The 26,847-nt window shown below is 73.8% G+C and carries 24 protein-coding genes; 12 read left to right on the top strand and 12 right to left on the bottom strand.

Annotated elements, in window-relative coordinates; translation table 11 throughout:
• The first annotated feature begins 201 nt into the window (after nucleotides 1-201).
• Both ABZ386_RS07980 and ABZ386_RS07975 read left to right on the top strand, forming a co-directional pair.
• Nucleotides 202-525 carry a hypothetical protein gene (locus tag ABZ386_RS07980; protein WP_114250369.1) on the top strand — a complete coding sequence of 108 codons (324 nt, stop codon included), beginning with the start codon at nucleotides 202-204 and terminating at the stop codon, nucleotides 523-525.
• A 183-nt stretch (nucleotides 526-708) separates the two neighbouring features.
• On the top strand, nucleotides 709-1,251 hold the full coding sequence (locus tag ABZ386_RS07975; protein WP_358964209.1) for an ATP-binding protein: 543 nt from the start codon (nucleotides 709-711) through the stop codon (nucleotides 1,249-1,251).
• A gap of 343 nt (nucleotides 1,252-1,594) precedes the next feature.
• On the opposite strand, the gene ABZ386_RS07970 is transcribed toward ABZ386_RS07975, so the two are convergent.
• Complete coding sequence (locus tag ABZ386_RS07970; RefSeq protein ID WP_356504798.1) at nucleotides 1,595-1,882, bottom strand: SHOCT domain-containing protein; 288 nt, start codon at nucleotides 1,880-1,882, stop codon at nucleotides 1,595-1,597.
• A 180-nt stretch (nucleotides 1,883-2,062) separates the two neighbouring features.
• On the opposite strand from ABZ386_RS07970, the gene ABZ386_RS07965 reads away from it, so the two are divergent.
• Genes ABZ386_RS07965 through ABZ386_RS07955 form a run of 3 tightly spaced genes read left to right on the top strand, consistent with a single transcriptional unit; the run spans nucleotide 2,063 to nucleotide 4,123 of the window.
• Nucleotides 2,063-2,626: a TetR/AcrR family transcriptional regulator gene (locus ABZ386_RS07965; RefSeq protein WP_356504800.1), complete on the top strand. Its 564-nt coding sequence runs from the start codon at nucleotides 2,063-2,065 to the stop codon at nucleotides 2,624-2,626.
• A 10-nt stretch (nucleotides 2,627-2,636) separates the two neighbouring features.
• Entirely contained in the window at nucleotides 2,637-3,215 is a 579-nt protein-coding gene (locus ABZ386_RS07960; RefSeq protein ID WP_358964206.1) for a DUF4865 family protein, read from the top strand.
• Nucleotides 3,212-4,123: a phosphotriesterase gene (locus ABZ386_RS07955; RefSeq protein WP_358964204.1), complete on the top strand. Its 912-nt coding sequence runs from the start codon at nucleotides 3,212-3,214 to the stop codon at nucleotides 4,121-4,123. Before ABZ386_RS07960 ends, ABZ386_RS07955 begins: the two co-directional genes overlap by 4 nt.
• Nucleotides 4,124-4,125: 2 nt before the next feature.
• Here the strand turns inward: ABZ386_RS07955 and ABZ386_RS07950 are convergent, their stop codons facing one another.
• From ABZ386_RS07950 to ABZ386_RS07940, 3 genes are all read right to left on the bottom strand, one after another.
• Nucleotides 4,126-4,548: a PPOX class F420-dependent oxidoreductase gene (locus ABZ386_RS07950; protein WP_351336384.1), complete on the bottom strand. Its 423-nt coding sequence runs from the start codon at nucleotides 4,546-4,548 to the stop codon at nucleotides 4,126-4,128.
• An 11-nt stretch (nucleotides 4,549-4,559) separates the two neighbouring features.
• On the bottom strand, nucleotides 4,560-5,450 hold the full coding sequence (locus tag ABZ386_RS07945) for an NAD(P)-dependent oxidoreductase (protein WP_351336387.1): 891 nt from the start codon (nucleotides 5,448-5,450) through the stop codon (nucleotides 4,560-4,562).
• A 118-nt stretch (nucleotides 5,451-5,568) separates the two neighbouring features.
• Nucleotides 5,569-7,041 carry a ketol-acid reductoisomerase gene (locus tag ABZ386_RS07940; protein WP_358964202.1) on the bottom strand — a complete coding sequence of 491 codons (1,473 nt, stop codon included), beginning with the start codon at nucleotides 7,039-7,041 and terminating at the stop codon, nucleotides 5,569-5,571.
• A gap of 83 nt (nucleotides 7,042-7,124) precedes the next feature.
• Here ABZ386_RS07940 and ilvY point away from each other — a divergent pair, with 83 nt between their 5' ends.
• A complete protein-coding gene (gene ilvY / locus ABZ386_RS07935; RefSeq protein WP_358964200.1) occupies nucleotides 7,125-7,976 on the top strand; it encodes an HTH-type transcriptional activator IlvY in 852 nt (283 codons plus the stop codon).
• Between the two features lie 64 nt (nucleotides 7,977-8,040).
• Here the strand turns inward: ilvY and ABZ386_RS07930 are convergent, their stop codons facing one another.
• On the bottom strand, nucleotides 8,041-9,279 hold the full coding sequence (locus tag ABZ386_RS07930) for an ROK family protein (protein ID WP_358964197.1): 1,239 nt from the start codon (nucleotides 9,277-9,279) through the stop codon (nucleotides 8,041-8,043).
• A gap of 36 nt (nucleotides 9,280-9,315) precedes the next feature.
• Entirely contained in the window at nucleotides 9,316-9,957 is a 642-nt protein-coding gene (locus ABZ386_RS07925; RefSeq protein ID WP_351336398.1) for an alpha-ketoglutarate-dependent dioxygenase AlkB, read from the bottom strand.
• A gap of 68 nt (nucleotides 9,958-10,025) precedes the next feature.
• On the opposite strand from ABZ386_RS07925, the gene ABZ386_RS07920 reads away from it, so the two are divergent.
• A complete protein-coding gene (locus tag ABZ386_RS07920) occupies nucleotides 10,026-11,156 on the top strand; it encodes a methyltransferase (protein WP_358964450.1) in 1,131 nt (376 codons plus the stop codon).
• Here ABZ386_RS07920 and ABZ386_RS07915 read toward each other — a convergent pair.
• Nucleotides 11,146-12,006: a class II fructose-bisphosphate aldolase gene (locus tag ABZ386_RS07915; protein ID WP_356614841.1), complete on the bottom strand. Its 861-nt coding sequence runs from the start codon at nucleotides 12,004-12,006 to the stop codon at nucleotides 11,146-11,148. The genes ABZ386_RS07920 and ABZ386_RS07915 overlap by 11 nt on opposite strands.
• 13 nt (nucleotides 12,007-12,019) lie before the next feature.
• Nucleotides 12,020-12,901 (bottom strand): SIS domain-containing protein, encoded by an 882-nt coding sequence (locus ABZ386_RS07910; protein WP_358964193.1) that lies wholly within the window; start codon nucleotides 12,899-12,901, stop codon nucleotides 12,020-12,022.
• A gap of 116 nt (nucleotides 12,902-13,017) precedes the next feature.
• Between ABZ386_RS07910 and ABZ386_RS07905 the strand changes: the two genes are divergently transcribed.
• Both ABZ386_RS07905 and ABZ386_RS07900 read left to right on the top strand, forming a co-directional pair.
• On the top strand, nucleotides 13,018-13,797 hold the full coding sequence (locus tag ABZ386_RS07905) for a DeoR/GlpR family DNA-binding transcription regulator (RefSeq protein WP_358964190.1): 780 nt from the start codon (nucleotides 13,018-13,020) through the stop codon (nucleotides 13,795-13,797).
• Between the two features lie 75 nt (nucleotides 13,798-13,872).
• Nucleotides 13,873-15,690: a glycoside hydrolase family 15 protein gene (locus ABZ386_RS07900; RefSeq protein WP_351336408.1), complete on the top strand. Its 1,818-nt coding sequence runs from the start codon at nucleotides 13,873-13,875 to the stop codon at nucleotides 15,688-15,690.
• 3 nt (nucleotides 15,691-15,693) lie between these two features.
• On the opposite strand, the gene ABZ386_RS07895 is transcribed toward ABZ386_RS07900, so the two are convergent.
• Complete coding sequence (locus ABZ386_RS07895; RefSeq protein WP_351336411.1) at nucleotides 15,694-16,653, bottom strand: hypothetical protein; 960 nt, start codon at nucleotides 16,651-16,653, stop codon at nucleotides 15,694-15,696.
• 191 nt (nucleotides 16,654-16,844) lie between these two features.
• Here ABZ386_RS07895 and ABZ386_RS07890 point away from each other — a divergent pair, with 191 nt between their 5' ends.
• The gene (locus tag ABZ386_RS07890; protein ID WP_358964187.1) at nucleotides 16,845-19,094 is read left to right on the top strand and encodes a heavy metal translocating P-type ATPase; all 2,250 of its coding nucleotides are present in this window, start codon (nucleotides 16,845-16,847) and stop codon (nucleotides 19,092-19,094) included.
• 12 nt (nucleotides 19,095-19,106) lie between these two features.
• Here ABZ386_RS07890 and ABZ386_RS07885 read toward each other — a convergent pair whose 3' ends face one another.
• Nucleotides 19,107-19,763, bottom strand: a complete 657-nt coding sequence (locus ABZ386_RS07885; RefSeq protein WP_358964185.1) for a class I SAM-dependent methyltransferase — start codon at nucleotides 19,761-19,763, stop codon at nucleotides 19,107-19,109.
• Nucleotides 19,764-19,767: 4 nt separating this feature from the next.
• Nucleotides 19,768-21,105 carry a SidA/IucD/PvdA family monooxygenase gene (locus tag ABZ386_RS07880; protein WP_356504823.1) on the bottom strand — a complete coding sequence of 446 codons (1,338 nt, stop codon included), beginning with the start codon at nucleotides 21,103-21,105 and terminating at the stop codon, nucleotides 19,768-19,770.
• 84 nt (nucleotides 21,106-21,189) lie between these two features.
• Here ABZ386_RS07880 and ABZ386_RS07875 point away from each other — a divergent pair, with 84 nt between their 5' ends.
• Nucleotides 21,190-22,143, top strand: a complete 954-nt coding sequence (locus ABZ386_RS07875; protein WP_358964182.1) for a methionyl-tRNA formyltransferase — start codon at nucleotides 21,190-21,192, stop codon at nucleotides 22,141-22,143.
• A gap of 126 nt (nucleotides 22,144-22,269) precedes the next feature.
• Nucleotides 22,270-23,292 carry an iron-siderophore ABC transporter substrate-binding protein gene (locus ABZ386_RS07870; RefSeq protein ID WP_351336424.1) on the top strand — a complete coding sequence of 341 codons (1,023 nt, stop codon included), beginning with the start codon at nucleotides 22,270-22,272 and terminating at the stop codon, nucleotides 23,290-23,292.
• A 74-nt stretch (nucleotides 23,293-23,366) separates the two neighbouring features.
• Here ABZ386_RS07870 and ABZ386_RS07865 read toward each other — a convergent pair whose 3' ends face one another.
• Nucleotides 23,367-26,831: an amino acid adenylation domain-containing protein gene (locus ABZ386_RS07865; protein ID WP_358964180.1), complete on the bottom strand. Its 3,465-nt coding sequence runs from the start codon at nucleotides 26,829-26,831 to the stop codon at nucleotides 23,367-23,369.
• Nucleotides 26,832-26,847 lie beyond the last annotated feature (16 nt).

The raw sequence follows: 26,847 nt of genomic DNA, 5'->3' as shown, positions 1-26,847 counted from the left end.
GCACCGCCGGAGCGACGCTTCCGGCCGAGGCGGGCCAGGGGTCCGGCAGGGCACAGCGCGCCGTCCGCGAGCGGGCACGCCGCCCTGCGGGACCGGGCCGCGGGACGGGGCAGACTGGATCAGGACAGGGGCCCGTACCGGCACCGCGCGGGACGGGGCGGGGCGGGCGCGAAAACCGAGGCGCACAAGGGGGCGGGTGGCATGGCGGAGCCGGAGTTCAGGGCCACGGGCGTGCGGATCGGGAAGCGGCTGCGTTCGCTCACCCGGGCCGGCCAGGTCCGGATCAGTGACGGCCGGCTCGAGCTGCTGACCAGCTACGGCAGTGAGATCGACAGCGCGCCGGTGCAGGCCGTGCGCGCCTCCAAGCCCTGGTTCGGCCCCGACGGCCGGGCCACGGCGGATCTCAACGGCAAGCGGTACCTGCTCACCCTGGGCGACCACGACCCCGCCCCGGGCGAGCCGGGCCCGCCGGCCGCGCGGCGCTTCATCGAGGCCGTGCGCCGGGCGGCGGGGCGCGGCGACTGAGATGGCCGCGAGTTGCGGTACCCCACCCCCTGGGTCACTCTTGTCTCACGTCACTCTGGGTTTACCGGCGATAACGCTGCGAACCAGCCCGCCGGCCACGACAGCGGGCGGCAGTGTCACGAAGGCGCCCTGCTGGATCCGAACTCCGTGTTCTTCCGGACCTCACGTCGGGGAGTCGCAGCCGTGATCAGCTACCCAAGCAGGCACTGCACGGTGGAGCTCCAAGCCCTGCCGTCGCGGATCGGCCAGGTCCGCAGAATCGTCTCTGCGCAATTGCGCTACTGGCATCTGGACGCCCTGATCGACCGGGCCTCGCTCGGTGTGACGGAACTGCTGTCCAACGTCCACCGGCACGCCCAGCCCGACAAGACCTGCACCGTGGAGATAGAGCTGCTGCTCGACCGGCTCACGGTCTCGGTGCGGGACCACGACCCGCGGATGCCCGTGGTGGAGGACCCCCAGGACATCGCGCCGCTGGCGACCCGCGGTCGCGGGCTCGCGATGGTGGCCGCCATGAGCGAGAGCTGGGGCGTCCGGCCGGACGGCGAGTCCGGCAAGGTCGTGTGGTTCACGCTGCCGACGTCCTCCCCCGCGGTGGCGGCGCCGTCGCGCCGGTCGCGGCGCGCGGTCCAGGAGAAGCCCGCGCGCCGGTTCGCCGAGGTGGGGCACTCCGTCGACGGGCTCCGGCCCGACCACGCTCCCGCCCGGTCCGCCGTTGCCGGTTGACCGGGCGGTGACCACCCGTTCGCACGGCGGTCGCCGGCGGGGCGTACGCAGCGGGGTGTGCTCCCGGGGCGTGCGCCGCCCGGCGGGGCCGCCTGGCGCCGCGGATCGCGGCCCGCCACCGTGCGGTTCCGCGGGGCGGCTCGGCGCGCGGCCGCCGCCTTGACGGGCCGGAGGGCCGCCGGGTCCGTGGACCGGGTCGGTGCTCCGGTCCGACGGATCCAGGCCGGTAGATCCGGGCCGGCGGATCCGGGCCGTGCATCCGGGCCGGCGGATCCAGGCCGTGCATCCGGGCCGGCGGATCCAGGCCGTGCATCCGAGCCGGTGGATCCGGGCGGCCGAAGGTTCACGCGCCGCCGCCCTTCGCCGTGCGACCGAACTCCTCGTTCAGTACGGAGAGGCGGCGCCAGTACTCGTCCTCGTCGATCTCGCCGGAGGCGAAGCGGTGGCCGAGTACGGCGATGGGTGAGTCGTTCCCCATCGGGGGCTGCCGCCAGGGGCCGCCGCGGTGTGCGCGCCAAGTGGTGCGGCGCAGCAGCGCGATGCCGCCGCCGATGACCAGCGCCCAGATCACCGGGAAGAACAGAATCCACGGGCCGGGCCCGCCGTCGCCGTAGTGCGCCAGGGTCTGCATGTCGTCCAACTCCTCGGTCGCCGTGCCGGAATGCCTGTGCTGTCGAGGGTCGTCCCGCGAGGCCGCCCGGTCGTCGTACGGCCGGCGGCAGTGCGCGTACCCCGCGCGGAGTAGGCGGCCGGGTCGCGGCTGCTCCTCGCGATCTCGACTTCTGTAACTACTGGTATGTACAGTGCGTGCATGAGCACCTCGGAACGGCTGATCGAATCCACCCGCGAGCTGCTGTGGGAGCGCGGCTACGTCGGCACCAGCCCCAAGGCGATCCTGGAGCGCGCGGGCGCCGGGCAGGGCAGCATGTACCACCACTTCAAGGGCAAGCCCGACCTCGCGCTGGCCGCGATCCGGCGGACCGCCGAGGAGATGCGGGCCACGGCCGCGGCCGTGCTGGACGGCCCCGGGACGCCGTACGAGCGCATCGCGGCGTATCTGCGGCGCGAGCGGGACGTGCTGCGGGGCTGCCCGGTCGGCCGGCTGACGATGGATCCGGACGTGATCGCGAGCGCCGAGCTGCGCGCGCCGGTCGACGCGACGCTCGACTGGCTCCGGGAGCGGATCGCCGCGATCGTCGAAGAGGGCAAGGAGCAGGGCCAGTTCGCGCCCGGTCTGGACGGCCGGGAGATCGCGACCGCGGTCGTCGCGACCGTCCAGGGCGGTTACGTCCTCGCCCGTGCCTCCGGCTCTCCCGCCGCGTTCGACGCGGGCGTGCGAGGGCTGCTGTCGCTGCTGGCACCGCGCACCTCTTGAGGAGACCTTCATGCACGCCATGCAGTACGAGATCACCCTGCCCGCCGACTACGACATGGACGTCATCCGGGACCGCGTCGCCCGGCGCGGGAGGCTGCTCGACGACTGGGACGGGCTCGGCGTCAAGGCCTATCTGATGCGTGAGCGCGGCCTGCGCGGCTCGCCGGTCAACCAGTACGCGCCGTTCTATTTGTGGAACACCGTCGAGGGCATGAACGCCTTCCTGTGGGGCGGCGGGTTCCAGGGGCTCAGCGACGACTTCGGGCGGCCGTCCGCGCGGCAGTGGACGGGGCTCGCGTACGAGGAGGGGCAGGGCTCGCGGGCGCGGTGCGCGGTGCGGCGGAGTCAACCGGTGCCGCAGGGCGTGCCGTTGGCCGGCGTGGTGGCGGACGCGGTGGGCGAGGTCCGGCGGCTGGCCGCCGGGAACGGGGCCCTGCTCGCCGCTGCCGCCGTCGACACCGGCCGCTGGGAGCTGGTCCACTTCTCCCTCTGGGAGCATGACGCGCCCGAGGCCGGTGGCGACGTGTTCGAGGTGCTGCACCTGTCGGCGCCGGGTCGGGAGCGGCTGCCCCGGGGGCGGCAGTGGTGAGCGCGGTCCGTACGGTGCTGGGGGACGTGTCGCCCGGGGACCTGGGGGTGTGCGACGCCCACGACCATCTGTTCTTCGGCAGTCCCCGGCTGCCGGGCCAGGAGCTGAGCAGCGTGGCGGCGGCGCGGGCGGAGCTGGCCGCGTTCCGGGAGCAGGGCGGCGGGGCCGTGGTGCAGTGGACGCCGTACGGGCTCGGGCGGCGGGCCGCCGATCTGCCGCCGCTGTCCCGGGAGTGCGGCGTGCACGTGGTGGCGGCGACCGGGCTGCACCAGGACGTGCACTACGACGAGGCCACCCTCGCGGGGCTGCGGGGACGGCTCGCCGACGTCTTCGTCGCCGAACTCACCGACGGCATCGGGCCGTCGGGAGTGCGGGCGGGGCTCGTCAAGGTCGCGGGCGGCTTCCACGCCCTGGACGCGCACGCCCGCTGGACCATGACGGCGGCGGCCGAGGCGCACCACGCGACGGGCGCGCCGATCGCCGTGCACCTGGAACTGGGCACCGGTGCGCTGGACGTACTGGACCTGCTGTGCGGGGAGTTGGGGGTGCCGCCGCACCGGGTGGTGCTCGGGCACCTGAACCGGTCCCCCGACTTCGTGGTGCACCGGCAGGCCGCGGAGTCCGGCTGCTATCTGGCCTTCGACGGGCCGTCGCGCGCCAACCACGCCACGGACTGGCGGATGCCGGACGCCGTACGGGCCCTGGCCGAGGCCGGGTTCGGCGACCGGCTGCTGCTGGGCGCGGACACCACGACGGCCGCCGCCCGCTCGGTGGACGGCGGCCCCGGAATGCCGTATCTGCTGCGCCGCGTGCGGCCCCAACTCGTCCAGGCCGTGGGCGAGGAGCTGGTCGGGCGCGTCCTCGTGGACAACCCGGGCCGGGCGTTCGCGGTGGAGTGGCGGCGCTGACCTCAGGTCGAGGCCTGGTCGCTGTCCTTCATCGCGCCCCAGCCGTGCCAGCGGTCGACCTCGACCCAGGCGCTCACCCGGGGGCGGGCGCGCTCCGGGTAGGGCTTGCCGATGTAGTGCCGGGCGAGGCGGTCGATGTCGGCCAGGCCCTCGTCGTCGTACATCTCGGTGACGCGGCCGATCAGGGTGACGTGGGTGTACCAGTCGTCGCCGGCCAGGACGGTGAGGGTGACGCGCGGGTCGCGGCGCAGGTGCTTCAGGCGGACGCGGCCCGCGTCGAAGTTGATCAGCACCCGGCCGTCCTGCCACAAGTACCAGGTGGCGGTGGACACCGGCGCGCCGTCGGAGCGCACCGTGGCCATGACGCACGGGTTGGGCCGGCTCAGCAGGGCGTCGGCCTCGGGCGGCAGCGGCGGCTTGGACATGGAGGGACCTCCTAGGAGTGGGGCTTGTCGTCGAAGCTGGCGAAGTAGGCGGCGGCCATGTCCTCGTCGCCGTGGCCCTGGGCGGCGGCGCGCTCCAGTCGGGCGGCGGCGGCCTCGGCCACGTCCAGGCGGACGCCGTTCTCCGCGGCGGCCTGGACGATCAGGCGGGCGTCCTTGGCGGCGGTGCTCACGGCGAACTGGGGCGGCGTGAGCCGGCCGTCGAGGACCAGGTCGGACTTGGCGCGCAGATAGCCCATGTCGAGCGGGCCGCCCGCGATGAGGTCGAAGAAGCCGTGCGGATCGACGTCGAGGGCCTTCGCGAGGGCGAGGACCTCGCCGGCGGCGGCCGTGGCGGCGAGGACCCAGCTGTTGGCGACGAGCTTCAGGCGGGTGGCGCTGCCCGCCGCCCCGTCCTCGCCGGTCCAGACGGTGCGGGCGCCGACGGCGTCGAAGACCGGCGTCACCCTGTCCCGCCCCTCGACGGGGCCCGCGGCGAGGACGGTCAGCTTCCCGGCCTCGGCGGGCTGGCGGGTGCCCAGGACGGGCGCGTCGTAGAAGACCAGACCGTGGTCGCGGGCGAAGGCGGCCAGGTCGGCGACGCCCTCGATGCCGGCGGTGGTGGACTGCGCCCACGCGGTGCCGGGGCGCAGGGCGGGCGCGGCCTCGCGCATGGTGTCCAGGGCGGCCGGGCCGTCGTAGAGCATGGTCAGGACGACGTCGGCGTCCTGGACCGCCTGCGCGGGGGTCTCGGCGATGTGCGCGCCTTCGGCGGCCAGCGGCTCCGCCTTGGACCGGGTGCGGTTCCAGACGCGGACGGTGTGTCCGGCGCGGGCGAGGTTGCGGGCCATCGCGGCGCCCATGATGCCGGTGCCCAGGACGCTCACGGTGAGCTTGTCGGTCATTGCGTCAACTTCCTCGGTGGTGCGGTGCGGGCGTGCTGTCTGCCGACCAGCCTGCCCGCTCAGCGGCTCGCCTGCCCGGAAGCGGCGCGCGCAAGCCTGATACCCCTGGGGTCAGGCTTCAGGTCACCGAGATGTCCACGGACGGCCGCAGCTTCGCCGCCGCGGCCAGCGCCTCGTGCACCGGGTGGGTGGCGAAGGCCGCCACCAGCTCCGGGTCCGCCGGGCCCGCGGCCGCCGGGTAGGCGATCTGCTCGTACGCGGCCTGGAAGCGCGGGCCCCAGCGGCGGGCGCCGAGTCGGGCCGTGCGGGAGCAGTTGTCGACCATGTGGGCCACGTCCCGGGCGTGCATGTACGGCAGCAGCGAGTCGACGGCCTCGATGACGGACTCGTTGACGATCTCCGACCAGGGGTGGCCGCGCTCGGCGAACTCGTCGACCTGGGCCGTCATGGTGGCGACGAACACGCCCGCGGTGAACGGGTCGACCGGCAGGTCGCGGGTGCCGCGCCGGGCCCGCACCCGGTCGCTCACCGACCACATCGGCGAGCCGCCGATCACACTCATCTCGCGTGCGCCGAGCCGCTGTTCGGCGAGGATCACGCTGCGCAGTTCGGTGCCGTCGGCGACCTCGTCGTAGATCTCCGCGACGATCTCGCGCGCGGGGGCGTACGTCGCCGTGTACGCCCGGTCGAAGACGTCCCGCCCGGCGGTGTCGAGGTGCTCGCGGACGGCCCGCAGCCCGGCCCGCGAGATGGTGCGGGCGATCGGGCCGGTGACGTTCTCGCAGGACCTTTCGTACGCCGTGACCTCGTCGTCGCCGGCCAGGCGGTACCGGGTGTACAGGCTCTCGACGATGCCTTGGACGGCCCCGAGCAGGACGGCGCGTTCGCCGACGATGTCCGAGCGGTACTCGCTGTCGAGGGTGGTGCGGAAGGTGTACGGCGAGCCGAGCGCCACGGACCAGCCGAGGGCCAGGTCGACGGCCCGTCCGTCCGGGTCGGCGTGCACGGCGAAACTCGCGTTGATCCCGGCGCCGTTGACGTGCGCGCCCTGCTGGTAGAGCCGCCGCACGGAGTCGCCCATGCCCTTGGGGCACACGGCGATCACCCCGTGTCCGGGCGGGAACTCCCCGCCGGTCTCCCGGAGATGGCCGAGCAAGAAGCCGTGCGAGAGACCGATGACGGCGCCCGGCTTCAGGGCCGCGAAGATCTCCTGGTGGTGCGCGGCGAGCGCGGCGTCGGCGATCAGCAGGATCACCAGGTCGCTGTCGGCGGCGACCGTGAGCCAGTCGCCGAGCGTGCCGTCGTCCTCGGTGAAGCCGTGGGCGCGGGCGTCGGTCCGGGAGCCGGAGCCGGGGCGCAGCCCGACCGCCACCCGGATGTCCGTACCGGCGAGGGAGTCGCGGAGGTTGAGGGCCTGCGCCCGCCCCTGGGGTCCCCAGCCGAGGACGCCGACGCGCCGGACGCCGGCGAAGGCCCGCGGGAGGAGCGGGAAGAGGTGCCGCCCGCCGGGCAGGACGGTCTCGGTGCCGCCCGGCACGTCCATGGTGTCGAGCGGGAAGACGCGGGAGGTGTACGTGGTCGTCGAGGTCATGGTCGAGTTGTAGGCTCGGCCGGAGCGTTGCGGCAAGCGCAACTTGTGCAGCGCACTGTTGCGGAAAACGAAAGGGCCAGGTCGTGTGGGACGATCACCGGGAGCTGCGACTGTTCCTGCATCTGGCGCAGACGCTCAACTTCGGCCGGACGAGCCTGGATTGCCACGTCAGCCCGGCCACGCTGACCCGGACCGTGCAGCGGCTGGAGGCGGACCTCGGGCACCGGCTGTTCGACCGGGGGCCGCGCGGGGTGTCGCTCACGGCGGAGGGGCACCGCTTCCGTGAATACGCCGTGCGGGCCCTGGAGTTGTGGCGCGCCTACCGCGAGGAGCATCCCGATCCGGCGCTGCTCACCGGTCGGCTGGCCGTGTTCGCCACGGTGACGGCGTGTCAGGCGCTGCTGCCGGACCTGCTGGCGCCGTTCCGTGCCGCGCATCCGCAGGTGCGGCTCGATCTGCGCACGGGTGACGCGGCGGCGGCGCTGGCCCGGCTGGACGAGGGCGAGGTCGACGCGGCGGTGGCGGGCATCCCGCCGCGGCTGCCGGAACCCCTGGTGAGCCGCACGGTCGCGGTCACCGAGCTGGTCCTGGTGACGGCCCGGGACCGCCCCGATCCCGGGCTCGACGGCCCGTTCGTGCTCCCCCAGCGCGGTCTGGTCCGCGACGCGGCCGACCGCTGGTTCCGCGGCCGGGGCGCGGTACCCGACGTGGCCTGTGAACCGGACGGCCACGAAGGGCTGTTGACCCTGGTCGCGCTGGGCTGCGGCACGGGGGTGGTCCCTCGCCTGGTGCTGGAGCACAGCGCGGTACGGGACCGGCTGACGGTCGTCCCGGCCGATCCGCCGCCGGAGCCGTTCCCGATCGGGCTGTGCGTGCGGCGGGCCGATCTGCGGCGGCCGGTGGTGGCGGCGCTGTGGAGTCTGACCGGGGGATGAGGCCCCTGGGGCCCTTCTGATGGATCGGGCGTGCCGGGCGTCGCGGAGATCCATCAGAAGGGCCCTAGGTGAGCGCTCCCAGCGGATCGTCCAGGACCGGCTGCCAGGCCAGTTCGGCGGCGCCGACCAGGCTGTTGTGGTCGAGGGTGCACGGCAGGATGGGCACGCCGCCGCTCTGTCCCCACAGGCTGCGGTCGGCGACGACCGCGCGGAGGCGGCTCGGGTCGGCGTCCAGCAGCGTGCGGTGCAGGCCGCCGAGGATGATCCGGTCCGGGTTGAGGATGTTGACCAGGCCGGCGAGTCCGAGGCCGAGCCGGTCGATCAGGGCCTCGGTGGCGGCGCGGACGCCCGGGTCGTCGTAGTGGCGGCGGATCAGGTCGATGGACTGCTGGAGCAGGGACACCTCGGGGCCGGGCTCGCGTCCCGCCTCCGTCAGGAAGGCCAGCGGGTCGGTCTCCACGTCGAGGCAGCCGCGGCTGCCGCAGTGGCAGGGGCGGCCCTCGGGGTGCACGGTGAGGTGGCCGACCTCCAGGGCGAGTCCCGAACTGCCCCGGTGCAGACGGCCGTCGAGGACGAGCGCGCCGCCGACGCCCCGGTGGCCGGTGGCCACGCACAGCAGGTCGCGGGCGCCGCGTCCGGCGCCGTGCCGGTGCTCGGCGAGCGCGGCGAGGTTCACGTCGTTGGCGGCGAACGCGGGTCCGTCGAGGCCGGCCGCGCGCACCTGCTCGGCGAAGATGTCCCGCACGGGCGCGCCCGCGGGCCAGGCCAGGTGCAGCGGGTTGAGCGCCAGGCCCTCGGGTTCGGCGACCGCGGACGGGACGGCGAGTCCCGCGCCGACGCACCGCCGCCCGGTCTCCCGCAGCAGCTCGGCGCCCGCCGTGACGACGGAGGCGAGCACCTTGGCCGGGTCGGCGTCGATGATCTCGCAGCCGGGCGTGGTGGCGACTATCCGGCCGCCGAGACCGACCAGCGCCGCCCGGAACCCGTCGGCGTGGACCTGCGCGGCGAGGGCGACGGGCCCGCCTTCGGCGACGGACAGCTTGTGCGAGGGCCGGCCCTGCGAGCCGGCCGCCGCGCCGGGCCGGGCGTCGACCCGGATCAGCCCGAGCGCCTCCAGTTCGGCGGCGACCGCGCCGGCCGTCGCCCGCGTCACGCCGAGCTCGGCGGTGAGCACGGCCCGGGTCGGGGCGCGTCCGGTGTGCACGAGCTCCAGCGCGGGTCCGAGGGCTCCGCGTCCCCGGTCCAGCCGCGTCCTCGAGGTGCTCCCATCCCCCGCCGGCCGGGGGTCCGCCTTCCCGCTCATGAGGGCGAGTCTCCCATGATCCGCCGGAGCGGCGGCCTACCGGCCGCTGACCCGGAGCGTGATGTTGAGCCGTCCGGTGAGGCCCAGCCCGGGCGGCGCCGTGCCCGCGCGCACCCGGGGAACGCCGTGGTAGGCGAGCCGGGACGGGCCGCCGAAGACGAACAGGTCGCCGCTGCGCAGCTCGACGTCGGTCCAGGGCCGGGTGCGGGTCTCGGTGTTGCCGAAGCGGAAGACGCAGGTGTCGCCGAGGCTCAGCGACACCACGGGCGCGTCCGACTCCTCGTCGCTGTCGCGGTGCATGCCCATGCGGGCGTCGGCGTCGTAGAAGTTGATCAGTGCGATGTCGTAGGCGGGTGCCGGGCCCCCGAGGGTGTCCCGCACGGCCCGGCGGCCCAGGTCGCCCAGCCACTCCGGGAAGGGCTTGACCGGGGCGCCGTCCCCGTCGGTGACCGTACGGGCGTAGCCGTAGGGGTACCAGTGCCAGCCGAGGCACACCTGGCGGGCGGTCATGGTGCCGCCGCCGGGGGTGCGGACCGTGCGCAGTCCGGCGGGCGGCCGGGCCCAGGCGCGGCAGGCGTCGAGCAGGGACCGCTGCTCGGCGGCGTCCAGCCAGCCCGGCACGTGCACCGCGCCGGGCGCGACCTGGGCACGGGCCCTGGGGAACAGCTCGCCGTCCATGCCTCCCATCCTGCCCGACCGGGGCTGAGCTGCGGCTCGGCTAGCCTGGACGCACGATGAACGACCGTATGACGACGCCGTGGGGCGCGCTCGCGCTGACCCGTTTCCCCGAGGACCCGCGCGACCGGCTGCGCGCCTGGGACGCCTCCGACGAGTACCTGCTGAGGCATCTGGCCGGGGAGGACGTCCCGCTGTCGGGCACGGTCGTGGTCGCCGGGGACCGCTGGGGCGCGCTCGTCACGGCGCTCGCGGCGCACCGGCCGGTGCAGATCACCGACTCGTACCTGACGCAGGAGGCGACGCGCGCCAACCTCGCGCGGGCCGGCGCCGAGCCCGGCGCGGTGCGGCTGCTCACCACCCAGGACCCGCCGCCGGAGCGGATCGACGTGCTGCTGGTGCGCGTGCCGAAGAGCCTGGCGCTGCTGGAGGACCAGTTGCTGCGGCTGGCCCCGGCCGTGCACGCGGGGACGGTCGTCGTCGGCACGGGCATGGTGAAGGAGATCCACACCTCGACGCTCCGGCTGTTCGAGCGGATCCTCGGCCCGACGCGCACCTCGCTCGCCGAGAAGAAGGCCCGGCTGATCTTCTGCGCGCCGGACCCCGCGCTGGAACGGCCCGCCAGCCCGTGGCCGTACGTCTACACGCTCCCGGACGGCATCGGCGCGGCCTCGGGACGCACCGTCGTCAACCACGCGGGGGTGTTCTGCGCCGACCGGCTCGACATCGGCACGCGTTTCTTCCTCCGGCACCTGCCGGACGGCCGGGGCGGCCGGGTGGTGGATCTGGGGTGCGGCAACGGCGTGGTCGGTACGGCGGTGGCGCTGGCCGACCCGTCGGCCGAGGTGCTGTTCGTGGACGAGTCGTTCCAGGCCGTGGCCTCGGCGGAGGCGACGTACAAGGCGAACGGTGTGCCGGGGCACGCGGAGTTCCGGGTCGGCGACGGGCTGGCGGGCGTGCCGGCGGGCAGTGTCGACCTGGTCCTCAACAATCCGCCGTTCCACGCTCACCAGGCGACGACGGACGCCACGGCCTGGCGGATGTTCACCGGGGCGCGGCGCGCGCTGCGGCCGGGCGGTGAGCTGTGGGTGATCGGCAACCGGCACCTGGGCTACCACGTGAAGCTGCGCAAGGTCTTCGGCAACAGCCGGCTGGTCGCGAGCGACCCGAAGTTCGTGGTGCTGAAGACGGTCAAGCGGTAGCCGGGGCCAGGGTCCGCAGGGTCCTGGCGACCGCTCGGGTCATGGCCTCCCGCGCGAGCGTCAGGTAGTCGCGCGGGTCGACGGCATCGGGGCGGTCGGCGAGGAACCGGCGGATCGCGCCGGTCAGTGCGATGTTCAGGGCCGTGCCGATGTTGACCTTGGCGATGCCGCCGGCGATCGCCGCGGTCAGTTCGTGGTCGGGGACGCCCGAGGAGCCGTGCAGGACGAGCGGGACGTCCAGGGCGGCGGACAGGCGGGTGAGCAGGGTGTGGTCGAGGGCGGCGGTGCGGGTGGTCATGGCGTGGGCGCTGCCGACGGCGACGGCCAGGGCGTCCACGCCCGAGTCGGCGACGAAGGCCCGGGCCTCGTCGGGGTCGGTGCGGGCGCCCGGGGCGTGCGCGTCCAGCGCGGGTCTGCCGTTCTTGCCGCCGATCTGGCCCAACTCGGCCTCGATCCAGAGCCCTTGGGCGTGTGCCCAGTCGACGGCCGCCCGGGTCGCCGCGAGGTTCTGCTCGTAGGGCAGCCGGGCCGCGTCGTACATCACGGAGCTGAAGCCGGCCTCCGCGGCCTGGTGCAGCAGGGTGTCGCTCTGCACGTGGTCGAGGTGCAGCGCGACCGGCACGGCGGCGTCTTCGGCGGCGGCGACGGCCGCGCGGGCGAGGGGGAGCAGCCGGCCGCCGCGGAATCTCACCGCGTTCTCGCTGACCTGGAGCACGACGGGAGCGTGCGCGGACTCGGCGCCCGCGATGACGGCCTCGACGTGTTCCAGTGTGATGACGTTGAACGAGGCGACGGCCGAACGGGCCGCCGACGCGCGGGTGACGAGTTCGCCGGTGGTGGTGAGGGGCACGGGGTCTCCAGGGTCAGGGCGCGAGGATCACCGAGCGCGTGAGGTGGCGCGGGCGGTCGGGGTCCAGCCCGCGGGACGCGGCGACGGCGACCGCGAGGCGCTGGGCGCGGACCAGTTCGGCGAGCGGGTCCAGGTCTCCGGCGATCCACAACGCCCCGGTGTCGCGGACCTGTTCGGCGAGCCCGTCCGGCGCGTCCCCGAGCATCCAGGTCGCCGTGCCCGTGGTGCTGACGCTGATCGGGCCGTGCCGGTACTCCATCGCCGGGTACGCCTCCGCCCAGGCCAGGGCGGCCTCGCGCATCTTCAGCCCGGCCTCGTTCGCCAGGCCGACGGTCCAGCCGCGCCCGAGGAACGTGAACTGCCCGCAGTCCACCAGGCCTTCGGGCAGGGGCTCGGCCAGGGCGGTCCGCGCGTCGGTGACGGCGGCGTGGGGGTGGAGGCCGAGGTGGGCGCGCAGGAGGGTGAGGGCGGTGGTGGCGAACCGGGTCTGGACGACGGAGCGTTCGTCCGCGTAGGCGAGGACGGCGAGGTCGTCGGCGGCCGCCCGCACGGGGGTGTCCGGGTCGGCGGTGATCGCGGTCGTGCGGGTGCGGCCCCGCAACCGGCCGAGCAGGTCGAGGACTTCGGTCGTGGTGCCGGAGCGGGTGAGGACGACGACCCGGTCGTACGCCCGGCCGTGCGGGAACTCCGAGGCGGCGAACGCGTCGGTCTCGCCCTGGCCCGCGCCCTCGCGCAGGGCGGCGGCGGCCTGCGCCATGAAGTACGAGGTGCCGCAGCCGACGATCGCCACGCGCTCGCCCCGTTCCGGCAGCACCCGCGCATGGCCCGCCGCCTCCGCGGCGGCCCGGGTCCAGCACTCGGGCTGACTGGTCAGCTCGTCCTCGACATGCGTCATGCCGCACCCTCCGCTCTGATTGTTCCTGCAAGGTATCGCCAGTTTTCGAGCAGCATCAAGCACTGTGCGCGGCCTGGTGCGCTAGGGTCGCCCGGGATCGAGACGTGGAGGTGCGGATGCCGCGCGACGCCCGCTGGAAGGCGCTGCTGGAACTGCTCGTCGAGCGCGGCCGGCTGGACGTCGAGGAGGCGGCCGGGGAGCTGGGAGTGTCGGCGGCGACGATCCGCCGGGACTTCGACCGGCTCGCCGAGCAGCAGATGCTGGTGCGCACCCGGGGTGGCGCGGTCGTGCACGGCGTGTCGTACGAGCTGCCGCTGCGCTACAAGACGGCCCGCAACGCCTCGGAGAAGCATCGCATCGCGAAGGCCGTGGCGGACCTGGTCGCGCCCGGTGAGGCGGTCGGGCTGACGGGCGGCACGACCACCACGGAGGTGGCGCGGGCCCTGGCCGTGCGCGGGGACCTGGCGTCCGGGTCGCCCGCGCTGACCGTCGTCACGAACGCGCTGAACATCGCCAACGAGCTGGCCGTGCGGCCCCAGTTCAAGATCGTGCTGACCGGCGGCGTCGCGCGGGCCCAGTCGTACGAGCTGGTGGGGCCGCTGGCGGACGCGGTGCTCGGCCAGATCACCATGGACGTGGCGGTCCTCGGCGTGGTCGCCTTCGACGTCACGCACGGCGCGGCGGCGCACGACGAGGCGGAGGCCGCGGTCAACCGGCTGCTGTGCGAGCGGGCGGAGCGGGTGGTCGTGGCCGCCGACTCCAGCAAGCTGGGGCAGCGGGCGTTCGCCCGCATCTGCGCGGTTGAGGCGGTGGACACGCTGGTCACGGACGCGGCGGCCGACGCGGCGACGCTCCGGCGGTTCGAGGAGGCCGGGCTGCGGGTCGTCACGGTGTGATCCCCGGCCCCGGTGTCTGCGGGACACCTCCCGCCTAAGCTGGGGCTGAGGGCCCGCCGGGTCAGGGAGGCTGCCATGCGGGGAACAGCGGACGGCCGGCGGTATCTGCCGATCGCCGAGCACGGGCTCATCGGCGATCTGCGCAGTGTGGCCCTGGTGGGGACCGACGGCACGATCGACTGGTACTGCTGCGGGGCCTTCGACGCGCCGAGCGTCTTCGCCTCGATCCTGGACGCGGAGCGTGGCGGCTGCTTCGAACTGGCGGCGGCCGTGCCGGCGCGGACCAAGCAGTTCTACTTCCCCGACACCAACGTCCTGATCACCCGCTTCTTCACCGAGGACGGCGTCGGCGAGGTGCAGGACTTCATGCCGGTCGGCGGTGATGCGGTGGAGGCCGAGCGGCACCGGCTGATCCGGCGGGTGGTGTGCGTGCGCGGCTCGATCCCGTTCCGTACGCGGGTGGCCCCCCGCTTCGACTACGGCACCCGGCCGCACACGGTCCGGCCGGCCGGTGAGACGGCCGTCTTCGAGGCCGACGGGATGGCGCTCGCGCTGACCGCGACCGTGCCGCTGGAGACCGACGGGCCGGACGTCCGCGGGGACTTCAAGCTCGCCGAGGGCGAGTCGGCGGTGTTCGCGCTGGACAAGGTCGGCGGCGAGGTCTCACCCCGCCGGTGCGCGCGCACGGAGGCGGAGGAGCAGTTCGAGGCGACGGTGGCGTACTGGCGGCGCTGGCTGTCGGCGTCCCGCTACAAGGGCCGCTGGCGGGAGATGGTGCACCGCTCGGCCCTGACGCTGAAGCTGCTCACCTACGCGCCGACCGGGGCGATCGTGGCCGCGCCGACCACGAGCCTGCCCGAGCAGCTCGGCGGCGAACGCAACTGGGACTACCGGTACGTGTGGGTGCGCGACGCGGCCTTCTGCGTCTACGCCCTGCTGCGGCTGGGCTTCACCGGCGAGGCCGAGGCGTTCATGGATTTCGTCACCCGGCACATCAGCCCGGGCGACGGCAAGCCCTCCGGCCCGCTGCAGATCATGTACGGCATCGACGGGCGCACCGAACTGCCCGAACGGGAGCTGGAGCATCTGGAGGGCCACCAGGGCTCGGCGCCCGTCCGGGTCGGCAACGCGGCGGCCGACCAGCTCCAGCTCGACATCTACGGCGCGCTGATCGACTCCATCTACCTCTACGACAAGTGGGCCAAGCCCATCTCCAGCGACCAGTGGGACGACGTGTGCGCCCTGGTGGACTGGGTGTGCGACCACTGGGACCAGCCCGACGAGGGCATCTGGGAGACCCGGGGCGGGCGCAAGGACTTCCTGTACTCGCGGCTGATGTGCTGGGTGGCGATCGAGCGGGCCATCCGGATGGCGAACCGGCGCGGACTGCCCGCCGACCTGCCCCGCTGGCGGGAGTGCCGCGACACGATCTACCGGCGGATCATGAGCCGGGGCTGGTGCGCGGAGCGCCGGGCCTTCGTCCAGCACGAGGACGGCGACGTGCTGGACGCGGCCGTGCTGATGATGCCGCTGACGAAGTTCATCGCCCCGACCGACCCGAAGTGGCTGTCGACGCTGGACGCCCTGACCGAGGAGCTGGTGTCCGACTCGCTGGTGTACCGCTACGACCCGCAGGCCAGCCCGGACGGGCTGCGCGGTGACGAGGGCACGTTCTCCATCTGCTCGTTCTGGTACGTCGAGGCGATGGTGCACGCGGGCCGGATCGACGAGGCGCGCCTCGCCTTCGAGAAGATGCTGACGTATGCCAACCATCTCGGCCTGTACGCCGAGGAGATCAGCCACACCGGGGAACAGCAGGGCAACTTCCCGCAGGCGTTCACGCACCTCGCGCTGATCAGCGCGGCCTTCAACCTGGACCGGGCCCTCGGCTGACGCTCAGTGTCCGTGGCCGTCGTCCGCATGCCCCTCGGGGGTACCGGAACCGGCCGCAGCTCCCCCGGCGCGGACGGTGAAGGGCGCCGTGTGGACCTTTCCGTCGTGCTGGAAGTCCAGGAACAGGCGGTAGGAGCCGGCGCTGGGTGCCGTGGCCGTGAACGAGATGTCCGGGCCGGGCCTGGTGGTGCCGTCGCCGGGTTCGCCGTTCGGGTGGACGTGCAGGTAGGCGAGGTCGCCGGAGCGCAGGGCGACCAGGTGGCCGTACGCGCCGAGGTAGGGCTGGAGGTCGGTGACGGGCTTGCCGTCGCGGGAGACCTTCAGCTTCAGTTCGCTCGCCTCGCCGGGGCGCAGGGCGCCGGTCAGTTCGACCTGGTAGCCGTCGGTCTCGGCCGTGGTGCTCGGTGCGGGCAGTTCCTTCGGCCGGTACGGGCCGGAGGCGGCGAGGTCCGCGCCGAGGGTGAGGTTCCGCGCGTCCTTCCGGGCCGGGGTGAAGTCGGCGAAGACGCGGTAGCCGCCCGCGCGGGGCAGGTCGACGGGGGTGCTCCAGGTGCCGTCGGCGGCGCGGGTGGGGTGCAGGTGGCGGTAGGTGGCCAGGTCGCGTGAGGCCACGATGAGGTGGAGTTCCTTGTCGTGCTCGCGCTGGTAGGCGGTGACCGCGCGACCGCTGCCGTCCCGGACGGTGAAGCGCAGCTCGGCGCGCTGCCCGGCGGTGACGGTCGGGGTCTTCAGGTCGAGGGTGTAGCCGTCCTCGGAGATCTGGAGCCCGCCCGCCGGGGGCGTGTCGTGCCCCGCGTGCCCGTCGCCCCGCGCCGGCGGGGAGGCGGGCCGGGCGTGCCCGTCCTCGTGCTTCGGCGGGTCGTCGGCGACGACGGGGCCGACGCCCTGGCCGACCCCGTAGGCCGTGCCGAACGTGGCGGCCAGGGCGGCGGCGAAGGTGGTGATCTTCAGTCCGGTTTTCATGGCCTTCGGCTCCTTCGGTGCTGCGGGCCTGCCGCGCGGGTGCGGGGCCTCCATGCAGCTCACAATACCCCCAGGGGGTATAGAGTCAAGCGATTCCCGCACTTGCATCATATACCCCTCGGGGGTATACATGAGGCCGGCGAGGGGATACCCCCGCCCCGTATGCACGAAATCTCCAGGGGGTCTGCGTCATGAGTACGGGCACGACGACCGGCACCGGCGCCGAGGTGGAGCTCACCATCGGCGGCATGACCTGCGCGTCCTGCGCGGCGCGCATCGAGAAGAAGCTCAACCGCATGGACGGGGTCACCGCCACCGTCAACTACGCCACCGAGAAGGCGAAGGTCAGCTATGCGGGCGAGGTCTCCGTCCGGGAGCTGATCGCCGCGGTCGAGGCGGCCGGGTACACCGCGCAGGAGCCCGCACCGCCCGAGGAGCCCGGCGAGCCGGCCGCCGAGGCCGACGAACTGCGGCCGCTGCGCGAGCGGTTGGTCACGGCCGTGGTCCTGGCGGTGCCCGTCGTGGCCATGGCCATGATCCCGGCCCTGCAGTTCGAGTACTGGCAGTGGCTGTCGCTCACCCTGGCCGCGCCCGTCGTGACGTACGCGGCGTGGCCCTTCCACAAGGCGGCCCTCGTCAACGCCCGGCACGGCGCGGCCACCATGGACACGCTGATCTCGGTCGGCACCTCGGCCGCGTTCCTGTGGTCGCTGTGGGCGCTGTTCTTCGGCACCGCGGGCACGCCGGGCATGACGCACCCCTTCGAGCTGACCATCGAGCGCACGGACGGTGCCGGGAACATCTACCTGGAGGCCGCGGCGGGCGTCACCGCCTTCATCCTGGCCGGGCGGTACTTCGAGGCCCGCGCCAAGCGCAGGGCCGGAGCGGCGCTGCGGGCGCTGCTGGAGCTGGGCGCCAAGGACGTCACCGTGCTGCGGGACGACGGCCGCGAACAGACCCTGCCGGTGGGCGAGTTGCGGGTCGGGGACCGGTTCCTGGTCCGGCCCGGGGAGAAGATCGCCACGGACGGGACGGTCGTCGAGGGTTCCTCGGCGGTGGACGCCTCGATGCTCACCGGTGAGTCGGTGCCGGTGGAGGTCGGCGCGGGGGGCCCGGTCACCGGCGCCACGATCAATGCCGGCGGGCGGCTCGTCGTGCGCGCCACGCGGGTCGGCGCCGACACGCAGCTGGCGCGGATGGCGAAGCTGGTGGAGGACGCGCAGCACGGCAAGGCCGCCGCGCAGCGCCTCGCGGACCGCGTCTCGGCCGTGTTCGTGCCGGTGGTGATCGCCCTCGCGCTGGGCACGCTGGGCTTCTGGCTCGGCAACGGCGCCGGGCTCACGGCCGCCTTCACCGCCGCGGTCGCCGTGCTCGTCATCGCCTGCCCGTGCGCCCTGGGCCTGGCCACACCGACCGCGCTCATGGTCGGCACCGGGCGGGGCGCCCAGCTCGGCATCCTCATCAAGGGCCCGGAGGTCCTGGAGTCCACCCGCCGGATCGACACCGTCGTCCTGGACAAGACCGGCACCGTCACCACCGGCCGGATGACGCTGCTGGCCGTGCACACCGCCGACGGCACCGACGAGGCCGACGCGCTGCGGCTGGCCGGGGCGCTGGAGCACTCCTCCGAGCACCCGATCGCCCGTGCCGTCGCCGACGGGGCCCTGGCGAAGCTGGGCACGCTGCCCACCCCCGAGGACTTCGCCAACGTGCCCGGGCTCGGGGTCCAGGGCATCGTCGAGGGCCACGCCGTGCTCGTCGGGCGGGAGCGGCTGCTGGCCGACTGGGCGATGGAGCTGCCCGAGGACCTGGCGCGGGCCCGGGCGGCGGCCGAGGACGCCGGGCGCACCGCCGTCGCCGTCGCCTGGGACGGCGCGGCGCGGGCGGTGCTGGAGGTCGCCGACGCGGTGAAGGAGACGAGCGCGGAGGCGGTCGGGCGGCTGCGTGCGCTGGGACTCGCGCCGATCCTGCTGACCGGTGACAACAAGGCCGTCGCCGAGTCCGTCGCCCGCGAGGTGGGCATCGAGGAGGTCGTCGCCGAGGTGCTCCCGCAGGACAAGGTCGAGGTCGTCAAGCGGCTGCAGGCCGAAGGCCGGTCGGTGGCGATGGTCGGCGACGGGGTCAACGACGCGGCGGCCCTCGCCCAGGCGGATCTCGGTCTGGCCATGGGCACCGGCACGGACGCCGCGATCGAGGCAGGCGACCTGACGCTCGTCCGGGGCGATCTGCGGGCCGCTGCGGACGCGGTCCGGCTCGCCCGGCGCACCCTCGGCACCATCCGCTCGAACCTGTTCTGGGCCTTCGCCTACAACGTGGCGGCCCTGCCGCTGGCCGCGGCCGGCCTGCTCACCCCGATGATCGCCGGAGCGGCCATGGCCTTCTCCTCGGTCTTCGTCGTCGGCAACTCGCTGCGGCTGCGCACCTTCCGCGCCGCGGGCTGACGCGGCGGCCGGTCAACGGCGGCGCCACACCAGGGTGTAGCGCCAGAACAGACGTCGGCGCAGGCGCGCACCGGGCAGGACGGTGCGCGCCTCGCGGGCGATCTCGGAGAACGTCATGTCCGCGGCCCGGGTGCGGGCGGTCATCGCGACCGGGCGGGCCACCCTGCGGCCCCGGTTCTTCAGCAGCGCCATGACGATGTTGAGCGGGACGGACACGAAGGAGAGCAGGTGGTCGACGGGATCCTCCGCACGGTGGACACCGACGACCACCAGAGTCCCGCCGGGGGCCAGACGGTCGCGGAAGGCCGTGAGGGCCTCGGTGAACGGCAGGTGGTGGATGACGGCGACGCAGGTGAGGGCGTCGTACGCGGCATCGGGCAGCCCGTCCGGCGCCTCGGCCACCGTGTACGTCACCGGGGCCGACGCGGGGGTCAGTTCGCGCGCCCGGGCGGTGATCGCCGGGTCCGCGTCGATCCCGTGCACGCGCCCGGCCCGGCCGGCCGGCAGCCGGGCGAGGTCGCCGCTGCCGCACCCCACGTCCAGGGCGCTCCCCAGTCGCGCGGGGAGCTGCCGCAGGATCCAGGGGTGGAAGTGGGCGTTGTGGTCCCAGGGGCGGGCGGTGTGGAAGCGGTCGAGTGCGCGCGGGATCCGGCTGGGCGGGGACGTCATGCCCTCAGTTCAGCAGACGGGGTCGGACGCCCGCCGCTCTCCGGTCGAGGAGGGAGCGGTGGATCTCGCCCGCGCGGATCGCCGTCGTCGACAGCAGTGTCGAGGTGAGGCCGTGCGTGTGCTCCGTGCCGCCCTGGAGGTAGATGCCGGCCGTCACGTCCGGGGCGGTCTCCGCGCGGTGGTCGCGGCGGACGCGGATCGCGTCCTCGTCGTCGCGCAGGCAGACCTTGGCCGCCTCGCCGAGCAGGGTGGTGAGGTCCCGGGGCCGGTAGCCGGTGGCGTGGACGAGCAGGTCGGCCTCCAGGACCCGCTGCTCGCCGGTGGGGAGGAACTCCACGACGACGTCGAGCAGGCCGTCGGCGCGCGACCGGACGTCCCGTATCCGGGAGACGTTGAGGAAGCGCAGGCGCTCCCGGCCGGTCACCTTCTCCTGGTAGGAGGTGGCGTACAGCGACTCCAGGAGGTCCATGTCGACGACGGAGTAGTTGGTGGAGCGGTGGTAGTCGAAGAGGGACTGCTTGATCTCGGAGGGCGCGGTGAAGTACACGTCCACCGCCTCCGGGTCGAAGATGCGGTTGGCGAACGGGCTGTCGTCGGCCGGGGTGTAGCCGTACTTGGCGAAGACCGAGCAGACCTCGGCCTCGGGGAAGGAGCGGTGCAGGTAGTCGACCGTCTCGGCGGCGCTCTGGCCCGCGCCGAGGACGACGGCCCGGCGCACCGGCGTGCGCCGGTCGAGCAGTTCGGTGACGCGGGGCAGTAACTGGCTGTTGTGCCAGACGCGTTCGGACAGTTCGACGCCGGGCGGCACATGCGGTTCCAGGCCGACGGCGACGCTCAGGTCGCGGGCCCGGTACGTCTCGCCGGAGGCGCCGCAGACCACGTGGAAGCCCGTGACGGTGCCCGACTCGTCGCGCACCGGGTCGACGGCGGTCACCTCCCGGTCGTAGGCCACGAGGTGCCGTACCCGTGCGGCGGCCCACTCGAAGTACTCGTGGAACTCCACCCGCAGGGGGAAGAGCGTCTTCTGGTTCAGGAAGTCGACGAGCCGGCCGCGCTCGCGCAGGAAGCACAGGAAGCTGTAGTCGCTGGCCGGATCGCGCAGGGTGACGAGGTCCTTGAGGAAGGACACCTGCATCGTGGCGTCGTCGATGAGCATGCCCCGGTGCCAGCCGAAGCGCGGCTGGCGTTCCAGGAAGAGGGCGTTGAGCCGGTCCTCCGGCGCAGCACCCGCGTTGTGTTCCTCGATCGCTATGGCGAGGGCGAGATTTGACGGCCCGAAGCCGATTCCGAGGACGTCGTAGGTGGTGTCCGTGGTGTCCGATCCCGTGAGCGGTGAGTTCACCGTGGCATCGCCTCCCTCAGGCAGCCACATGTTAGATAAGGTTAGCCTTACCTTGCAATGGAGCCGCCGGAGAGGGAGAACCGCATGCGCGTCGCCATGTTCGGCTACCAGACCTGGGGTCACCGCACGCTCCAGGCCCTGCTGGACTCCGACCACGAGGTCGCCCTCGTCGTCACCCACCCCAAGAGCGACCACGCCTACGAGAAGATCTGGGACGACTCCGTCGCCGAACTCGCCGAGAAGCACGACGTCCCCGTCCTCCTGCGCAACCGCCCCGACGATCCCGAACTCCTCGACGCCCTGCGGCAGTCGGGGCCGGACCTCATCGTGGCCAACAACTGGCGCACCTGGCTGCCCCCGGAGGTGTTCGACCTCCCGCCGCACGGCACCCTCAACATCCATGACTCGCTGCTGCCGTCCTACGCCGGCTTCTCCCCGATCATCTGGGCGCTGATCAACGGCGAGGAGCGCGTCGGCGTCACCGCGCACCGCATGAACGGCGAGCTCGACGCCGGCGACATCCTGGTGCAGCGAGCAGTACCGGTCGGGCCCGCCGACACCGCGACCGACCTGTTCCACCGGACCGTCGACCTCATCGCCCCGATCGTGCGCGAGTCTCTCGACCTCATCGCCACGGGCCGGGACGCCGGACGGTGGCAGCCGCAGGACCGCTCCAGGGCGAGTTTCTTCCACAAGCGCTCCGCGGAGGACAGCCGCATCGACTGGACCTGGCCGGCCGAGCGCCTGGAACGGCTCGTGCGCGCCCAGTCGGACCCGTATCCGAACGCGTACACCTTCCACCGCGGGAAGCGGCTGCGGATCACCTCGGCCGCCGTGTCCGAGGGCCGTTACGGCGGCACGCCCGGGCGGATCTTCATCCGCGAGGGCGACGGCGTGGTCATCGTGGCCGGCCCCGAGGCGCACACCGGCCGCTGCCCGGGGCTCGTCATCCGCCGGCTGCGCACGGAGGACGGCGCGGAGTACGCCGCGACCGACTACTTCCGCACGATGGGAGGGTATCTGACGGCGCGTCCATAACTGACGCTCCGTCACATCAGCACGAGCGGGCGGAGATTGTCCGGAAACCGTTGCTGAGGTAAGCCTTACCTTGCTTTACTGACGGCCGTACGACTCCTGCCAGTACCCCGGCGACAAGGGACGCGCATGCCGAGAAAGCTCCTCACCACCCTTCTCACCGTCACCCTGGCCGCCGGGTTGGCAGCCTGCGGCTCCGTCAAGGACGACTCCGGCACCTCCTCCGACCCCTCCTCCGGCGACGCGAAGGCGGGCTCCTCGTCCGCCTTCCCCGTCACCATCAAGCACAAGTTCGGCAGCACGAAGATCACCGAGGAACCGCAGCGGATCGTGGTGATCGGCGACGGCGGCACGGACGACGTCGACGCGCTGTACGCCCTCGGGGTCACGCCGGTCGCCGTCTCCAAGGACGCCTTCGCGGCCGACGGCGTCCACCCCTGGCTGAAGGACCGGGTCGACACCAAGAAGACCAAGCTCCTCGACACCATGAACGGGGTCGACTTCGAGGAGGTCGCCGCCCTCCAGCCCGACCTGATCCTGGCCACCTCCGACTTCACCTTGGAGAAGAACTACAAGAAGCTCTCCGCGGTGGCGCCGACCATCGGCTACGAGACGGCGTGGGGCAAGCAGACCTGGCAGGAGCACGTCCAGGTGGTGGCGAAGGCCGTCGGCCGGGAGAAGCAGGCGGAGAAGGCCATCAAGGACACCGAGGACAGCATCGCCGAGGTGAGGTCCGAGCACCCCGGCCTGAAGGGCAAGACCTACAGCCTGTCCATCGGCAACACCCCGGCCAAGATCTTCACCATCGCCTCGGAGGAGGACTTCGCGGCCAAGCTGATGAGCGAGGTCGGGCTGGGCCTGACCCCGTCGGTGAAGAACATCAAGACGGTCAGCGGCAGCCCCACCGGCGAGCTGTCCTTCGAGCAGCTCGACAAGCTCGACGCGGACCTGGTCGTGATCGCGTTCACCACGCCGCAGCTGAGGAAGGCCTTCGAGTCCAGCGCGCTGGTGAAGAACATGTCCGCGGTGAAGGAGGACCGCTACGTCGTGACCGACGTGGCGACCATCAGCCAGCTCCGCAGCCCGTCCGTGCTGGGCATCCCGTGGGCGCTGGACAACCTGGAGACCGGGTTCGCCAAGCTGGACAAGTAGGGCCGGCAGGCCGGGCGTCCCGAGGGGGACCGGAGCGGCGGGGCGCGTGAGGCGCCCCGCCGCTCCGGCGTCGCTCAGCCGTCACGCAGCGCCGAGTCGACCTCCTCCGCCGACATGCCCTCGATCTCCAGGTGGAGGGCGGCGACCTGCTCCAGCCGTCCCGGGGTGTGCTCCTCGGCGGCCAGCCGCTCGGCCATGCCGCCCGCCGTGAGGGTGGCGAACAGGGCCCGCACCGACACCTCGGAGGTGTCGAGGGCCTCCCGCAGCCGGCTCACGATCACGGTGGCGAGCACCGAGTCCCCGCCGAGCGCGAAGAACCCGTCGTCGAGGCCGACCCGTTCGACGCCGAGGACGTCGGCCCACACACGGCAGACGACCGTCTCCAGGGCGCTGCCGGGCGCCTGCCGCTCCCCCTCCCCCGGCTCCGGCGTCTCCCACAGCACCCGGACGGCGCGGCGGTCGAGTTTGCCGTTGGCGGTGAGCGGCAGCTCCTCGACGACGGCGACCCGGGCCGGGACCATGTGGGGCGGCAGCACCGAGCGCGCCCACTGCCGCAGTTCCTCCTCCGCCGTCCCGGGCTCGGCGGCCACCGCGGCCGCCAGCTGCACCCCGGGTCCGCCGGTCAGCCCGGCGACGGCACGCCGCACCGCCGGATGCCCGGCGAGCCCCGCCTCCACCTCGCCGAGTTCGATGCGGAAGCCGCGCAGCTTCACCTGGTGGTCGCGCCGGCCGAGGAACTCCAGTGTGCCGTCCGGCCAGTAGCGGGCGAGGTCGCCGGTGCGGTACCAGCGCACGCCGTCGGCCTCGGTGAACTTCCCGGCCGTGCGCTCCGGGTCGCCCCGGTAGCCGAGCGCCACGCCGTCCCCGCCGATCCACAGTTCCCCCGGCACCCAGTCCGGGCAGTCCCGGCCGCGCGGGTCGACGACCCGGCAGCGGACGTTGCGCAGCGGCGTCCCGTACGGCACGGCCCGCCAGTGCGCGGGCACACGGGCGTCCGGCACCTCGCACACGGTGGAGTGGATCGCGGTCTCGGTGGTGCCGCCGAGTCCGGCGAACCGGCAGCCCGGTGCGCGTTCGGCGAGCCGTCCGGGCAGGTCGGTGCCCACCCAGTCCCCGCCGAGCAGCACCGCGCGCAGACCGGCCAGTTCGCCGGGCCCGGTGGCGAGCAGCAGCATGTCCAGCAGTGGCGGGACGCAGTTGACGAGCGTCACCCGGTGCGTGCGCACCAGCTCCGCCCAGGGCCGGGCCTCGCGCCGGTCCGCCTCCTCGACCAGGACCACGGCGCCGCCCGCGCTCAGCAGTCCGAACACGTCGTAGACGGAGAGGTCGAAGTCCAGCGCGGACAGGGCGAGGCAGCGGTCCGACGGGCCCACCTCGAAGCGTGAGTCGAGGTCGTCGATGGTGTTCATGGCGGCGCGGTGCGGCACCTCGACGCCCTTGGGCTCCCCGGTGGAGCCGGAGGTGAACAGGACGTAGGCGACCTGTTCCTCGTCCACCGGCGCGGGCGCGGGCAGGGGGGCGTGCCGGATAGCCTCCCGGACCGGCAGGCCGTCCTCGCTCGTGCGGCCGTCGGTGAGGGTGAGGCGGAAGCCGGCGGTGGCGCGGATGCGGTCGCGGCGGGCGGGCGGTTGCTCGACGTCGACCGGTACGTAGGCGGCGCCCGCGGCCAGCACGCCGAGGACGGCGGTGATCTGGTCGGGCCCCTTGGGGAGGCTCACCGCGACGGTGTCGCCCGGCCGCACGCCCCGGTGCGCCAGGGCCCCGGCGCACCGCAGGGCCCGGTCGGCCAGCTCGCCGTAGGAGAGGGCGCCGTCGGTGCCCCACAGCAGTGCGGGGGCCTCGGGCCGTTCGGCGGCGTGGGTGAAGAAGCCGTCGTGGAGGAGCCGGTGGCTGCGCGGCGCGGCCGTGGCGTTCACCGCCGTGCGGACCGCCGACTGCTCCGCGGGCAGCAGGGCGGGCACCGGCCGGTCCCAGACCTCGTCCTCGGTGCCGAGCCGGGTGACCAGTCCGTGGAACGCGGCGAACATCGCGTCGACCAGTCCGGCGGGGAAGGCGTCCTCCCGGACGTCCCAGTTGACGAGCAGCCCCCCGTCGACCTCGGTGACCTGGGCGTCGAGCAGCACCTGCGGGCCCTGCGAGATGATCCACGCGGGCTGTCCGAAGGAGCCGCGCACCTCCTGGTCGAACAGCTCGCCGAGGTTGAGGGCGCTGGTGAACACCACGGGCGCGAGGACCTGTTCGCCGCGCAGCCGGGTCAGGTCGCGCAGCACCTCCACGCCGGAGTAGTCGGCGTGGGCGGCGTCGGTGTGCATGCGGTCCTGGAGCCGCCGGGCGTGCTCGGTGAACGTCGCCGGCTCGGCCAGGTCGACGTCGAGCAGCACCGAGCTGGTGAAGTCGCCGACGAGCAGGTCGGTGTCGGGGTGGGAGCCGCGCCGGTCGAACATGGGGACGTTCAGCAGGAAGCGGGGCTGACCGCTGTGGGCGGCCAGCACCTCGGCGAAGGCGGTCGCGACGGCCATCGCGGGGGTCAGCCCGTGCTGGTGGGCGCGGGCGGCCAGACGCCGTTTCTCGGCCGGCGGAAGCCAATGGTGCCGCCGCGTCACGCGGGTCGGGTCGGCGCGCTCCCCCTCGGGCACCAGCGGCAGGTCGGGCGCGCTGGGCAGCTCGGGGATCCGGCGCTGCCACCAGGCCTGCGCCTGCTCCCGGCTCAGCCGCCGCACCTCCGTGCGTTCCGCCAGGTAGGCCGGGTAGCTGCTGCGGATCGGCGGCAGCGCGGCCTCGGGGTCGCGGTAGAGCCGGGCGAGGTCGGAGAGCAGGACGCGGTAGCTGAGGGCGTCCGCGGCGAGCATGTCGACGTCCACGTGCAGCCGGCTGCGGCCGCCGGGCAGCAGGGAGAGCTGCACGGAGAACACCTCGCCGGCCCCCACGTCGAGCCGGGCGTGCGAGGAGGAGTGCCGGACGTCCTCCAGTTTGGCCGCGGCCGTCTCGGGGTCGAGGGCGCGCAGGTCGTTGACGGCGGTGGCCGGGCGGGTGAGGCCGGGCAGGATCTGCTGGCGGCCGTCGTCGCCGAAGCGAGCCCGGAGCATGCCGTGCCGCCGGACCAGGGCCCGCACGGCCGTGTCGAGCCGGTCCGGGTCCACGCCGGAGCCGTCGAACTCGACGTACAGGTGCGCGGCGACGGAGCCGAGCGTGGTGTCGTCGCCGCGGCCGATCCAGTAGGCGTGCTGCATCACGGCGAGCGGGAAGGGCTCACCGGGTTCCGGGGCCGGGGCCTCGGCGGTGGGCCCGGCCCCCGGCTCGGGAGTCCGGATCCGGGACGCGAGCAGGGCGCGCCACGCGCGCAGGGTGGGTTCCTGGGCCAGTTCGGCGAAGCCGACCTTGACGCCCTGCTTGCGCCAGGAGCCGGCGATCCTCATCAGCGTGATCGAGTCCAGGCCCCAGGCGATGAGGCTGTCGTCCTCGCCCGGCGGGGTGTCCGAGCCGAATGTGTCGGTGACCGTACGGAGCAGCTCGTCCGCGGTCGGGGGGTGCTGCGTCACCGGTTCCTCCGCTGTC

Source organism: Streptomyces sp. NPDC006140 (assembly GCF_040628815.1).
Lineage (GTDB): Bacteria > Actinomycetota > Actinomycetes > Streptomycetales > Streptomycetaceae > Streptomyces.
Note: the sequence above shows the minus strand (reverse complement) of the source record. Positions and strands in the feature narration are given on the sequence as shown.

What these genes read in the sequence shown, in the direction of transcription:
- ABZ386_RS07980 (WP_114250369.1), top strand. Translation starts at nt 202, where the DNA reads ATGGCGGAGCCGGAGTTCAGGGCCACGGGCGTGCGGATCGGGAAGCGG.
- ABZ386_RS07970 (WP_356504798.1), bottom strand. Translation starts at nt 1,882, where the DNA reads ATGCAGACCCTGGCGCACTACGGCGACGGCGGGCCCGGCCCGTGGATT.
- ABZ386_RS07965 (WP_356504800.1), top strand. Translation starts at nt 2,063, where the DNA reads ATGAGCACCTCGGAACGGCTGATCGAATCCACCCGCGAGCTGCTGTGG.
- ABZ386_RS07960 (WP_358964206.1), top strand. Translation starts at nt 2,637, where the DNA reads ATGCACGCCATGCAGTACGAGATCACCCTGCCCGCCGACTACGACATG.
- ABZ386_RS07950 (WP_351336384.1), bottom strand. Translation starts at nt 4,548, where the DNA reads ATGTCCAAGCCGCCGCTGCCGCCCGAGGCCGACGCCCTGCTGAGCCGG.
- ABZ386_RS07945 (WP_351336387.1), bottom strand. Translation starts at nt 5,450, where the DNA reads ATGACCGACAAGCTCACCGTGAGCGTCCTGGGCACCGGCATCATGGGC.
- ABZ386_RS07940 (WP_358964202.1), bottom strand. Translation starts at nt 7,041, where the DNA reads ATGACCTCGACGACCACGTACACCTCCCGCGTCTTCCCGCTCGACACC.
- ABZ386_RS07930 (WP_358964197.1), bottom strand. Translation starts at nt 9,279, where the DNA reads ATGAGCGGGAAGGCGGACCCCCGGCCGGCGGGGGATGGGAGCACCTCG.
- ABZ386_RS07925 (WP_351336398.1), bottom strand. Translation starts at nt 9,957, where the DNA reads ATGGACGGCGAGCTGTTCCCCAGGGCCCGTGCCCAGGTCGCGCCCGGC.
- ABZ386_RS07920 (WP_358964450.1), top strand. Translation starts at nt 10,026, where the DNA reads ATGACGACGCCGTGGGGCGCGCTCGCGCTGACCCGTTTCCCCGAGGAC.
- ABZ386_RS07910 (WP_358964193.1), bottom strand. Translation starts at nt 12,901, where the DNA reads ATGACGCATGTCGAGGACGAGCTGACCAGTCAGCCCGAGTGCTGGACC.
- ABZ386_RS07905 (WP_358964190.1), top strand. Translation starts at nt 13,018, where the DNA reads ATGCCGCGCGACGCCCGCTGGAAGGCGCTGCTGGAACTGCTCGTCGAG.
- ABZ386_RS07900 (WP_351336408.1), top strand. Translation starts at nt 13,873, where the DNA reads ATGCGGGGAACAGCGGACGGCCGGCGGTATCTGCCGATCGCCGAGCAC.
- ABZ386_RS07895 (WP_351336411.1), bottom strand. Translation starts at nt 16,653, where the DNA reads ATGAAAACCGGACTGAAGATCACCACCTTCGCCGCCGCCCTGGCCGCC.
- ABZ386_RS07890 (WP_358964187.1), top strand. Translation starts at nt 16,845, where the DNA reads ATGAGTACGGGCACGACGACCGGCACCGGCGCCGAGGTGGAGCTCACC.
- ABZ386_RS07885 (WP_358964185.1), bottom strand. Translation starts at nt 19,763, where the DNA reads ATGACGTCCCCGCCCAGCCGGATCCCGCGCGCACTCGACCGCTTCCAC.
- ABZ386_RS07875 (WP_358964182.1), top strand. Translation starts at nt 21,190, where the DNA reads ATGCGCGTCGCCATGTTCGGCTACCAGACCTGGGGTCACCGCACGCTC.
- ABZ386_RS07870 (WP_351336424.1), top strand. Translation starts at nt 22,270, where the DNA reads ATGCCGAGAAAGCTCCTCACCACCCTTCTCACCGTCACCCTGGCCGCC.